Annotated in this window: 11 protein-coding genes and 1 pseudogene; 6 read left to right on the plus strand and 6 right to left on the minus strand. The window is 58.7% G+C overall.

All coding sequences use genetic code 11. The features are described from left to right. Positions 1-3 precede the first annotated feature (3 nt). The 3 genes from fdhF to DBR47_RS07405 are packed head-to-tail and all read left to right on the plus strand — an operon-like array spanning position 4 to position 3961. Complete coding sequence (gene fdhF / locus DBR47_RS07395) at positions 4-2880, plus strand: formate dehydrogenase subunit alpha (protein ID WP_124448531.1); 2877 nt, start codon at positions 4-6, stop codon at positions 2878-2880. Then, positions 2877-3701, plus strand: a complete 825-nt coding sequence (gene fdhD, locus DBR47_RS07400) for a formate dehydrogenase accessory sulfurtransferase FdhD (protein ID WP_124448533.1) — start codon at positions 2877-2879, stop codon at positions 3699-3701. Before fdhF ends, fdhD begins: the two co-directional genes overlap by 4 nt. Continuing rightward, positions 3698-3961 carry a formate dehydrogenase subunit delta gene (locus DBR47_RS07405; RefSeq protein WP_124448535.1) on the plus strand — a complete coding sequence of 88 codons (264 nt, stop codon included), beginning with the start codon at positions 3698-3700 and terminating at the stop codon, positions 3959-3961. Before fdhD ends, DBR47_RS07405 begins: the two co-directional genes overlap by 4 nt. Before the next feature lie 486 nt (positions 3962-4447). Here the strand turns inward: DBR47_RS07405 and DBR47_RS07410 are convergent, their stop codons facing one another. Both DBR47_RS07410 and DBR47_RS07415 read right to left on the minus strand, forming a co-directional pair. Next, positions 4448-4810 carry a hypothetical protein gene (locus DBR47_RS07410; protein WP_124448537.1) on the minus strand — a complete coding sequence of 121 codons (363 nt, stop codon included), beginning with the start codon at positions 4808-4810 and terminating at the stop codon, positions 4448-4450. Between the two features lies 1 nt (position 4811). Next, a complete protein-coding gene (locus DBR47_RS07415; RefSeq protein ID WP_124448539.1) occupies positions 4812-5054 on the minus strand; it encodes a hypothetical protein in 243 nt (80 codons plus the stop codon). An 894-nt stretch (positions 5055-5948) separates the two neighbouring features. Between DBR47_RS07415 and DBR47_RS07420 the strand changes: the two genes are divergently transcribed. Beyond that, complete coding sequence (locus DBR47_RS07420) at positions 5949-7244, plus strand: hypothetical protein (protein ID WP_124448541.1); 1296 nt, start codon at positions 5949-5951, stop codon at positions 7242-7244. A gap of 115 nt (positions 7245-7359) precedes the next feature. Here the strand turns inward: DBR47_RS07420 and DBR47_RS07425 are convergent, their stop codons facing one another. The 4 genes and pseudogenes from DBR47_RS07425 to DBR47_RS07435 form a co-directional block, all read right to left on the minus strand. Further along, positions 7360-8151 carry a FecR family protein gene (locus DBR47_RS07425; protein ID WP_231512183.1) on the minus strand — a complete coding sequence of 264 codons (792 nt, stop codon included), beginning with the start codon at positions 8149-8151 and terminating at the stop codon, positions 7360-7362. Positions 8152-8283: 132 nt separating this feature from the next. Next, positions 8284-8466: pseudogene (locus tag DBR47_RS25465) on the minus strand (DUF4880 domain-containing protein); the annotation flags it as partial. A 2-nt stretch (positions 8467-8468) separates the two neighbouring features. Then, complete coding sequence (locus DBR47_RS07430; RefSeq protein ID WP_124448543.1) at positions 8469-8954, minus strand: RNA polymerase sigma factor; 486 nt, start codon at positions 8952-8954, stop codon at positions 8469-8471. 32 nt (positions 8955-8986) lie between these two features. Next, entirely contained in the window at positions 8987-9859 is an 873-nt protein-coding gene (locus DBR47_RS07435) for a transposase (RefSeq protein ID WP_124448545.1), read from the minus strand. Between the two features lie 60 nt (positions 9860-9919). Between DBR47_RS07435 and DBR47_RS25240 the strand changes: the two genes are divergently transcribed. Further along, positions 9920-10165 carry a helix-turn-helix transcriptional regulator gene (locus DBR47_RS25240; protein ID WP_124448590.1) on the plus strand — a complete coding sequence of 82 codons (246 nt, stop codon included), beginning with the start codon at positions 9920-9922 and terminating at the stop codon, positions 10163-10165. A 655-nt stretch (positions 10166-10820) separates the two neighbouring features. Beyond that, positions 10821-11249 (plus strand): hypothetical protein, encoded by a 429-nt coding sequence (locus tag DBR47_RS07445; RefSeq protein WP_124448547.1) that lies wholly within the window; start codon positions 10821-10823, stop codon positions 11247-11249. The last annotated feature ends 187 nt before the right edge of the window (positions 11250-11436 follow it).

Here is an 11436-nt window from a genome sequence, read left to right on the forward strand (position 1 = left end):
ACCATGTTGTATCACCACGTCCCGGAAATCGATCACGGCACACCGCCGAGCCAGTCCAAAGAAACCGTCCAACTCACGATCGACGGCCGCGCTGTCACTGTTCCCAAAGGGAGCTCCTTGATGCGAGCGGCCATGGCGACGGGGGTTCAAATCCCCAAGCTGTGCGCAACGGACAGCCTGCAACCCTTTGGCTCCTGCCGACTGTGTCTGGTGGAGATCGAGGGTCGCAAAGGTTACCCAGCGTCCTGCACCACGCCAGCCGAGGCCGGGATGGTGGTTCGCACCCAAACCCCAAAACTCCAAGACGTGCGCAAGGGCGTGATGGAGCTCTACATCAGCGACCATCCACTGGACTGCCTGACCTGCAGCGCCAACGGTGATTGCGAACTGCAAGACATGGCGGGAGTCACCGGACTGCGCCACGTGCGCTACGGCGTGGGGGCAGCGGCCGGAGCCCACCACACCGATGCCCCGAAGGACGACTCCAACCCCTACTTCAGCTATGACCCCAGCAAGTGCATCGTCTGCAACCGTTGCGTGCGAGCCTGCGAGGAGACCCAAGGCACCTTTGCTTTGACAATTCAAGGTCGAGGCTTCGACAGTCGCGTGGTGGCCGGCCAAGACGACTCATTCTTGAACAGTGACTGCGTCAGCTGCGGCGCCTGCGTCCAAGCCTGCCCAACAGCGACGCTACAAGAAAAAAGCGTGATCGAACTCGGGCAAGCCGAGCACAGCATCATCACAACCTGTGCCTACTGCGGGGTGGGTTGCGGCTTTAAAGCCGAGATGAAGGGCAACACGGTGGTCCGCATGGTCCCCTGGAAAGATGGCAAAGCCAATGAAGGCCATGCCTGCGTTAAAGGTCGCTTTGCTTGGGGCTATGCCACCCACAAGGACCGCATCACCGAGCCGATGATTCGAGACAAGATCAGCGAGCCCTGGCGCAAGGTGTCATGGGACGAGGCCATCAACCACGCCGCGGCAGCATTCAAACGAATCCAGACCAAGTACGGCCAGGATGCTGTGGGCGGCATCACCTCCTCGCGCTGCACCAATGAAGAGGTCTATTTGGTGCAGAAACTGGTCCGAGCAGCTTTCGGCAATAACAATGTGGATACCTGTGCACGTGTCTGCCACTCGCCCACCGGATATGGCATGGGTCAGACCTTTGGCACTTCAGCCGGCACTCAAACCTTCAAATCGGTCGAACAGGCTGATGTGATTCTGGTGATAGGCGCCAATCCTAGTGACGCTCATCCCGTATTCGCCTCTCGCATGAAAAAGCGTCTGCGCCAAGGTGCCCGCCTGGTGGTCATCGACCCGCGCAGCATCGATCTGGTCAACGGCCCCCATGTGCGAGCCGACCACCACTTGGCACTGCGTCCAGGCACCAATGTGGCGGTGATCACCGCCATGGCACATGTCGTGGTGGCCGAGGGTTTGCTGAATGAGGCCTACATCGCCGAACGCTGCGATACCCGCAGCTTTAGCGATTGGCGCGATTTTGTGGCTCGCGCTGAAAACTCGCCTGAAGCCATGGAACTCATCAGTGGCGTGCCTGCGGGCGAAGTCCGTGCCGCTGCCCGTCTCTTTGCGAAAGGCCCTAACTCGGCCATCTACTACGGTCTTGGCGTGACCGAACACGCACAAGGCTCCACCATGGTGATGGGCATTGCAAACCTGGCCATGGCTTGTGGCATGGTCGGCCGCGAAGGGGTGGGGGTGAACCCATTGCGAGGGCAGAACAATGTGCAGGGAAGCTGTGATATGGGCAGTTTTCCGCATGAGCTGCCAGGCTACCGCCACATCTCAGACAGTACCGTACGCGCCAAGTTTGATGAGGCCTGGGGCGTCCAACTCAATGCTGAACCAGGCCTGCGCATTCCAAACATGTTTGAGGCAGCACTCGGAGGGAGCTTCAAAGGCCTTTACTGTCATGGCGAGGACATCGTCCAGTCGGACCCCAACACTCAACATGTGGCCTCCGCCTTGGAGGCGATGGAGTGCATCGTCGTCCAGGACATCTTCCTGAACGAGACGGCCAAATACGCCCATGTTTTGCTGCCAGGCAGTTCATTTTTGGAGAAGGATGGCACCTTCACCAACGCCGAGCGACGCATCTCTCGGGTTCGCCAGGCCATGCCTCCGCTGGCAGGCCTGGCGGACTGGCAAGTGACCATGAAACTTGCGAACGCGCTCGGCTACCCCATGCATTACCAACACCCAGAGGAAATCATGCAGGAGGTCGCAGCACTAACGCCGAGCTTCTCTGGCGTCAGCTACGCCAAGATCGAACGCCTGGGGAGTCTGCAATGGCCGTGCAATGAGCTGACGGAAGAAGCCGGTACCGCCATCATGCACGTCGACCGGTTTGTGCGAGGTAAGGGGCGCTTCTTCATCACACAGTACGTCGCGTCTAAAGAAAAAGTTACCCGCAAGTTCCCTTTGCTGCTAACGACCGGCCGCATCTTGTCCCAATACAACGTGGGCGCCCAAACTCGCCGAACCCTCAACAATGCATGGCATCAAGAGGACAGGCTGGAAATCCACCCTCACGATGCCGAAGTTCGAGGCATCAAGCAAGATGACTGGGTTGGCATCAGCAGCCGCGCGGGTCATACCGTATTGCGCGCTGAAATCAGTGAACGTATGCAAGCTGGGGTGGTTTACACCACCTTCCACTTTCCGGAATCGGGCGCCAATGTCATCACGACAAACAGTTCGGACTGGGCAACCAACTGTCCCGAGTACAAGGTCACCGCAGTCGAGGTCAGCCGGGTAACTCAGACCTCCGACTGGCAGCGCAACTACGCCGAGTTCAATGCCCAGCAGCTGCAACTGAAGGCTGCGGTGGATACACCGCTGGAGCAAAGCCCATGAGCAACGTCCAATGCCATGCACTAAAGCCCTGCGTTAGCGCCGCCCAAGTGACAACTTTGCGGGCTGGCAACGGACGAACCCAAGCTGACTGGCTGGCCGACGAAGTTCCCGTGTCCTTGGTTTTCAACGGCATCTCCCACGCGGTCATGCTGGCTAGCCCTGCGCATCTGGAAGACTTTGCCCTTGGCTTCAGCCTGACTGAAGGCCTGCTAGCTGATGCCAAGGATCTCTACGACATCGAAGTTCATGAGGGCGAAGACGGGCTCGAGCTGCGCATGGAAGTGGCGGCGGCCTGCGAATGGCGACTGAAAGAACGTCGTCGCAATTTGGCCGGCCGCACCGGCTGCGGACTGTGTGGTACCGAGAGCCTGGCTCAAGTCAGGCGCCCCCTCCCCCTACTCCAGTCCTTGACCTTGAGCACTGGGGTATTAGCCCAGGCTCACTATGCCTTGCCGCCGAGCCAGACCATGCAGAACTTGACGGGCGCGACACACGCTGCGGCCTGGTGCGATCTCGCAGGCAACTTGCTCATGATTCGTGAGGACGTTGGGCGACACAACGCGCTGGACAAGCTGATTGGTGCGATGGTTTCGGCTCAATTTGACACTCAGGCCGGCTTCATCTGCATCACCAGCCGAGCAAGCTTTGAGATGGTGCAAAAGACGGCCATGGCAGGTGTCAGCGTGCTGGCCGCAGTCTCCGCCCCTACGGCGCTTGCAGTGCAATGCGCGCGCAATTGCGGCCTCCTGCTGGCGGGCTTTGTGCGAGGCAACGATCTGGTCGCCTATACCTTTCCGGAACGACTAGGACTGACTCAATGAACATCCAGTACTTAACTCAGATGGCCAATTCAATTGGTGAATTCTTTCAGACCATGCCCAATGTCGAGGAGGCCGAGCGAGAAGTGGTTCAGCATCTTCGGCGCTTCTGGGACCCCCGCATGCGAGAGCAATTGCTTGAGCATTTGGATGCCCAAGCCGGTACAGGTCTGCTCCCCTTCGTCAAACACGCCGTGCTGCGTCACCGCCAGGACCTGAACGTCGGGGTGAACGCCGATGCTGCAAAGTCGGGCTCGATTTAACGGTCTGTGATCCCAAACCCTCTAGGCTGGGGGACGCATCCCGACTTTATGAACCGCACTTTGCCCTTGGTGAAGCCTAGATCTGGAAAGCTATCGTTGATGGATAGATTTGAGACCGCCCCCAAGTTTCGCGACGGCTTGCAAACCGAGCTTGATGCAGAAATTTGACCTTAGCGTCCATTTGACACTCTGTCCTCAGTCAAGGCTGCCTCCCACTCTCCCCAACTCGAGTCAGTGACTTCCAATCCAGGAATTGAGGCCTCCAAACCGCCGCCATCAAGCTTTCGTCTAAAGAGCACCTCCGTGGCTTGCCTGATTTGGGCAAACACACGTTCGGCGCTAAGGGGGTAGGAAACTTGGCTTGGGTTGGACATCTTGACCTCACTGTGCTGCATGAGACAAGCATCGGCGACAAGGGCCAAACTATCTATCCAACCAGAGGGGGCCCACCTTTGGGGGGGTAAGGAAGAGCCAGACGCCAACTCCTCAAAAAGAGAGAGGCGAATTGAATTCAGTGGAGTCTGCTTCAGCGCGCAAAATCAAAAAGCAATCTCCGAGCATTTCCCGGCTCACTTCGTCTTCCAGCCCAGGAAACAACTCGGCGAGAGCACCCTTGAGTGCGACAGACTCCCCCTGAAACCACACCTTCGACGCGAAGACGTCAGTCTCCGGGGCACCAGCGGGCGGATGGAGCCGAGTGTCTGAACCGACCGCAGCAACGCACCGGACATAGGCCCGCATGACCGCCTCTGCATCGCCGAAATGGGCCTCGAGGGCCTCTCTAACGGCTGTTTGAATGCCGGGGAGCGCATGAAGCCCGCTATCGCCGAATTGAATTTGGTAACGCATATCAGTTGAGCATTTCAGCCTCGAACTCAGGCTCGACTTGTCGCGGCCTCTTCTGATCATTCACGACTGCCAACATCAGGGCCACCAAGTCGGGATCCGAGGAAAGTCGACGCTGCACCTCACGAATCGACGGCGCAAACTCCGGCCGAGTTTTCAACCAAAACTCCAAGAGCGGATGATGCCTTTCGGGCCAAACCCTCCACCACCGCAACACACTGTCTGGGTCATTCAAATTGATGAGCATCGTGTTCTCCTCTGCTGTGACCGCAAACCGTCCCCGTGACAAGCTGCAAAAATCGCCGCCCGCCAACCACTGTACATTCATACAGCACTAAAGAAAAGCCCTGCCAAACAAAAGGACCTCACACTCATTCCAAGAGTTCATGACGAAGTGCCCAGATCAATGCGACCTTCAGGTCTTGAAGAAGGCGCTGGTGTGCAGTTCTCCAAACTCTTCGGGGGTCTCAGGCAACGTTCGGACCTCACAGGTCCCGGGAATACGTGTCGCCTCAGGGTCGGCTAGAAACGCGTCCTCCGCCATGAATCGGCACGGCGACTTCCGCCTGACGCCACGGCTGTTCTTCATCATCCAATACCAAAATTCGACTGCTCTCATGAACGCCATGCTCGCAGCTCACTAGCTCATGGGATGAGCCTAGTAACAGGTCGGGCTGTTCTGAAAGGCATGGCGGGCCACCCCTACTGACACCCCCATGTTGTCGCGCGGCTCGTTGGGCCAATTCGCATCAGCGAGATAGCCGCACCACTCTTACGCAGGCGCCTCCACGACGACCACAGCCTTGAGCTGCTCCTCGACGTACATATTGCGTAGCCTTGGGGTTTAGGCAAAGACGCCACGCAATCCTGTCCGCGGACCTAAACCGTGTTCGGGCGAGGTTGATGGCGCAGATTGAGAGCCACCAAGGATCTCTCCAACCTGATGGTGCAAGGCCAGCCCTTGAAGCCTAAAAACGAGCGGGGCACCTCAAATACCAGGGCACATCCCCCATCTGAATGCCGCTCGGGTAATTGCCTACCTTGTTTGTTCTATCTCTGAATGCTGGAATTCGCTCGTCGGCGTGAGCATGCCGGCGCGACGGGCGATCGCACCTCGCCCAGAACCAATCAGGGATAAAAAATGGACGACAAAACGATAGAGGCCATAAAGGACGCACGCACCAAACTGCATGCACAGGTTGTTCACTTTCCAGGCGTTCATGGCACCAGCGTTGGCCTTAAATGGACAGGTGGCGCCCTTACCAAGACCATCGCAGTCTTGGTCTATGTGACACACAAACGACCTGAAAGCTCGGTGCCATCGAAAGAACTTCTTCCTAAGAACATCGACGGTTTCCCTGTAGATGTGATCGAAGAAGCAATCCCAGAGGCCCACGCCGACGATGGCAAGTACCGTCCCGTGCAAGGTGGCATACAGATTCAAGTGGGCAATAGCTACGGCACGCTTGGGTGCCTAGTCCGCGATCTAAATTCCCAAGCACTCTGCGCCCTGTCCAATCAACACGTCATGGGTGGAGCCAGTTCCCGGGTCGCTCAGCCAAAAATGGATCCTGTGTGCGATCAAATTGGCAACACTGTGAGATCGGTGCTTTCTCCAAGAGTCGACGGCGCCTTTTGCTCTCTGGACGCTCACGGCGCAAGTGGAATATCTTCAATCGTCGAAATCGGCGAAGTCAAAGGCGTCTACACGGTTCAACTCAGCGATCTTCCCTATCCCGTGAAAAAGCGTGGAAGAACGACCGGGCTCCGTAAAGGCAACATCACCGCGCTCTATTTTCAAGGGACCAGAACCGATGGCTGGCGTTTTGTGGATCAGCAGTACATCAAGACCGACGACAACACTCTGAATTTCTCCGAGCCCGGCGACTCAGGTTCGGCCGTCGTTGACCAAAAGGGCCGGGTTGTTGGCCTGCTCTGGGGCGCGTCGACGCCAAACGGGTGCTCTTCACCCATCGCTGCCGTCCAGTCTGAGCTGTACATCGAAGTCGCCACAGGCATCACAGCCGCAACTATCCCTTACTCCGAGACGCTGACGGGCCAGTTGGAGACGGCATTGCGCCAAACTGAATTTGGCAGCAAGCTTTGGCGCACCGTCCGCAGAACACATACACGCATACAGCATCAGTTTCATGCAACCCCTCGACTGCTCGTGACTTGGCAACAAATGCCGCAGCAAGCCATCTTCGAAGCGATCACCGCAGCCACCCGCAACCTGGACACAATCATCCCAGCATCGCTTGGCGGAGAGGACACGGTTGAAATCGTCTCACGCCTCCGAGATGCAATGCGCCGCTACTTCACGGACCCAGACCTGCTTGAGCAAGTCGACGCGTTGCACGCCATGATTCTTGGCAACGTCGGACAAACTTGGCGGCATGCCTTGACCAGAGCAAGCAAGACCCCAGCAGTGGCCTAAGGAAAACGCGAGTACCAGAGCGCTAAACGCCAAGCGCGCGTCGAGACCGGCGCGCGCTTGTTTCACCACTACCGAGCTGGAAGAACTTGTCGGCTAATCGAACCACCGTCTTCCCCTACCTAGCGCGCGTCTGCCGAGTCGCCAAGGTCAAGTGCTCAGAACTCTCTTGCAGGTCCAGCCCATGCAACGCCGCCACCGCGCGCGCGAAGTTCGCGTTGTCTCCCGTCTGAAACAGGCCGCTGACGCGCAGCTCATCAAGGCCACCAGATTCTGCCAAACGAATCGGCACCGCGCTGTAGCGATTCATCTCAACCACTGCGTCAAGCAGCGAAACATCGTCAAACAACGCCTCACCGCGCTTCCAGGCCAACACCTGCTCCATGCGCGGCCGGTCGACTTGAGCTACAGCCAAGGCAAGCGAACTGCCCTGCTTGCCTGACTCCCCTGCCCCAGTCCGCGAATCAAGCCGCATTCGCTCACCAGGAGCCATCACGACGGGGCTCCGACGCGCAGCCCCCGCGTCAACTGATGAAGCATCACGGACCACCACCTGCCCTTCCACCAAGGTCACGGCGAGGGCTGCAGCTGCAGCAGGCGAATCACCTGGCGTCAGACGCACGACAAAGGCCGTGCCGGTGGCCACGACCTCAGTGCCTGCCGCCTGAACAATGAAGGGGCGGCTCACATCTTTGGCGACCTCGAACAAGGCCTCCCCACCCTCCACGGAAACGGTACGCTGCGCCCGCCCAAGCTCCACGCGAACCCGCGTGGCGGTGTTCAGCGACATGCGGGTGCCGTCTTCCAGCATCACCACCTGCTGCTCACCCACACCAGTCCGAAAGCTCTCTACATTTCGCCAGGGATGCAAGATCACCAAGCCCACAAGGAACGAGACAGACAAGGCCAAGGCCCAAGGCACAGGCCTCGAAGCCAGGTGCGCTTGGCGAGCCACTGAAGCACCCTCACCAGAAGCAGAGCGGGCATAGCTGCTCAGCGTCACGCCCGCCACCTCCTGCCAGATCTCGGTGCAGCGCTCAAATGCCAGACGATGCGCCGCAGACCGCTCCTGCCAAGCCAAGCACTCACGCTCCATGCGTACAGACCGATCAGGCCCATGCAGGCGAGCCACCCACACCGAGGCTTCAGCCGCAATCTCGGGTGTCACCACCGGAGCAGCCGCCTCACCAAGCCCCCTGCCCTCTTCTTCTCCTGAACCACGCACACCTACCAACCTTCCATCCAGCCTGTTACCTGTAGTGTCGCCTTGGCAATGTGTTTCTCTACCGTGCTGGTGCTCAAGCCATGGCGTTCCGCAATCTCCCGATAGGTCAGGCCGTCAATGCGGTTGGCCAGGAAGATGTCGCGCGTCTTCTCGTTCAAGCGGTTCAGGCACACGCTCATCCGCGCCATGCGCTCGCGGGCAAGCACCACGGCTTCAATGCCCGGCGCCGTATCCAACAACACCACCTCCTCCAGCAACACCTCCTCGCCATGATTGACCCGCGCCCGGTGCGCATCAATCGACAAGTTCAGCGCCGTGCGCATCAAGAACGCCTCGGGCCGCTCCACCGGCACCGGCTGATCCAGCTCATAGCGGGCGAGGCGCACCCAGGCTTCTTGCACCAGATCATCAGCATCATGGGTTGAGCGGCCTCGCCGCATCAAAGCGGCTCTGACACGCGAGAACACCGGGGGCCAGTTCTTGCTCATTTGAATCTCTCCCATTCAAGCGTCTACGCGCCTCAGATGAAACCAGCAACTGAAGTACCTTGAGGCTTGCCAGCGGCTGCCATGCCCAAAGCCCCATAAGGACGAGCCGCAGCAGCAGAGGTAGCAGCACGCTCCAGCCGGCGCTCAGCACGCAGCAGCACACCGCACACAAACTCCAACGCCTCCGCCGAATCGGCAAAGCTGCCATGCCGAGCGATGGCTCGCTCCAAGCTCCCTTGGATCTCGGCCGCCATGCGGTCCGCAGCAAGCACCACCCGCCGCGAAGAGGCAGGCAAGTCAAACAGGGGCCGCCAATGCTCTAAGGCCAAACGCCACAGCGCCACGATCTGCGGGTACTTCTTGCCCCAAGGCCCGGCTTCAACGTCAGACAAGGCGTCCGTCGCCATGCTGCTGCAACTGGCTCCGGCTACCGTCCGAAATGCGCCCGCAACAGCTTGCCTATGCCGAGGTGCCACTAAGGCAACCGTGACGTCCAAGGCCTGTGCGATCGATGGCAATGCCTCCGCGCCAAAGAACTCGACGCCTCGCCCACCGCCCTGCCCTTCGACCTGGGTGGCAACTGAGTAGCGGATGCGCTCAACTCCTCGATCCTCTAAGTCCGCTGCAAACTCAACTTGTGGAGCCTTGGTCATAACGTTCTGGGCCCAGGCACCCAGTAACTCGAACTTTCCGTCCAGCGAACTGGCAAACCCCCAATGGACCGACGCACATGAGCCAAGCGAATCTCGAACCGCTACATCGGCTGTGCGAAAGGCACTTACCAAGTAACGGCGACAAAGCAATCGCCCGCAAAGGCTCACCATCCCCGCCCCTCCCAAAGTTTCGTAGCTCGCCACCATTCGAATTGCTCCGCTCAGTGATTGACTCAACTCAATGATGATCATCTCAAGATATGAGGATGATCGTCCGTGGTGCTATCGAAGTCAATAGCAAATCATCCTGCTATGCCTCGCCCGTCTCCTCGTCATGCACAAGCCCCCGATTTGGTGGCATTCGGCGCCGCCGTTCGCGAAGCCCGTTTGGCATTGGGCATGTCGCAAGAGGCACTGGCCTATGAGGCAGGCATTGACCGCTCTTACATGAGCAGTGTCGAACGCGGAGGTCAGAACGTTGGCCTTGTCCTTGCCGCCCAAATCGCGCGAGCACTCAAGCTGAACTTGGCTGACTTGATCTCTGCGGCGGGCTTGTAAGAAAACCCTTTTGAAGGCCATGCGCAAATAGACTTCCCCTTAACCGGCAAGGTTCCAGCCGTACTTTGTGCTGAAAAAATAGTGGATGGCGTGTGAAGCAAGGGGATTTGATCGACAAGGCGGGCAAGGCGATAGAAGTCGTAGTGAAGGTAGCTGTGACGCTGGTCAGTCTCGGCGTCCTGCTAGTTCTCCCATTGCTATTTGTCTATGCGCTCATTGCGCCATTGTTCGGCTCCGAGCCGATTGGGTATGCTGCGGACGTTGGGAGTTACTTGGTAGCTCTTGCTGTCATAGTCATCGCGGGGGGGAGCGCTGTTTAGCGCTTTCATCTTGCTGTCGGATAGGAGCAAATTGTTCCGAAAGTTTGTTGGCTTCATCGTTTGCATCCTCTTGGTGCTAGGCACGATCAACCAGTGCACTGACCATAGCAGCGAAGCTAGATGCGTGCCGAATAGATACGTCGAGTGCTAAGGAAAGTCCGCTAGGGGTGCAACACCTCGCCTGTCGCCTGCGCCTGTTGGGGCTAGATGTCCGGCTGATCACGGCCCACTTCATCGGGCCATTCCGCGTGCAAGGCGCCAGCGGCAAGAACGATCCCAATGATGCTGCAGCAATCTACGAGGCCGCCTCGCGGGCGCGTACGTGTTGAGCACCCGTGAAGACGCCAGCGCAGCAAGGCTGGCAAGGGATTCACCGTCTGCGTGAAGGCTACAAGGAAGAACGCACTGACTGCCTTAACCGGATCCGTGGCTTGCTGGCCGTGTTCGGTCTGGTCTTCCTGCAAAGCCCAGAGGCCTTGCGTCGTGTGCTCAGCGACGTGCCGGAAGACGCCAGCAACGAGCTGCCCGACTTGAAGCACCTGGCACTGCAACGGGCGCAGGCGCACTGGAGGGTACTGGATTACGAAACACCTAGTGCGATAAGCAGGCTAAGCAGCATGTACGCGGCGATCAGGCGGCCGCTCGGGCTGCTGATCACGACCAGCACAGTGTTGCAGTTGATCGGCCGCAACGACCGAAAGCGGTTGAGTCTGGCATTGGAGGCATGCAGTCGCCAAGGGCTCTGTGAGCAACCGCTCCGCTGAACTCTCGACCGTTGAGATCTGATCGGCAGGTTCAGGCTGAAGGCGGCCAGTCACGAGTGCCCGCTGTATAGCCATCCGTGTCAGCATCGGCATTGGCATTGGCATTGGCATTGGCATTGGCATTGGCATTGGCAATGAGAGTAGCGCTCAGCTCTGTCTACACGATGAGGAAGGCATGCTGGCCGCA

This window comes from Paucibacter sp. KBW04 (assembly GCF_003852425.1).
GTDB lineage: Bacteria > Pseudomonadota > Gammaproteobacteria > Burkholderiales > Burkholderiaceae_C > Paucibacter_A.

Bases quoted from the DNA above. Each gene is read 5' to 3' on its own strand.
- DBR47_RS07415 (WP_124448539.1), bottom strand. From the start codon at position 5,054: ATGCTCATCAATTTGAATGACCCAGACAGTGTGTTGCGGTGGTGGAGG.
- fdhD (WP_124448533.1), top strand. From the start codon at position 2,877: ATGAGCAACGTCCAATGCCATGCACTAAAGCCCTGCGTTAGCGCCGCC.
- DBR47_RS07405 (WP_124448535.1), top strand. From the start codon at position 3,698: ATGAACATCCAGTACTTAACTCAGATGGCCAATTCAATTGGTGAATTC.
- DBR47_RS07430 (WP_124448543.1), bottom strand. From the start codon at position 8,954: ATGAGCAAGAACTGGCCCCCGGTGTTCTCGCGTGTCAGAGCCGCTTTG.
- DBR47_RS25240 (WP_124448590.1), top strand. From the start codon at position 9,920: ATGCCTCGCCCGTCTCCTCGTCATGCACAAGCCCCCGATTTGGTGGCA.
- DBR47_RS07410 (WP_124448537.1), bottom strand. From the start codon at position 4,810: ATGCGTTACCAAATTCAATTCGGCGATAGCGGGCTTCATGCGCTCCCC.
- fdhF (WP_124448531.1), top strand. From the start codon at position 4: ATGTTGTATCACCACGTCCCGGAAATCGATCACGGCACACCGCCGAGC.
- DBR47_RS07420 (WP_124448541.1), top strand. From the start codon at position 5,949: ATGGACGACAAAACGATAGAGGCCATAAAGGACGCACGCACCAAACTG.
- DBR47_RS07435 (WP_124448545.1), bottom strand. From the start codon at position 9,859: ATGATCATCATTGAGTTGAGTCAATCACTGAGCGGAGCAATTCGAATG.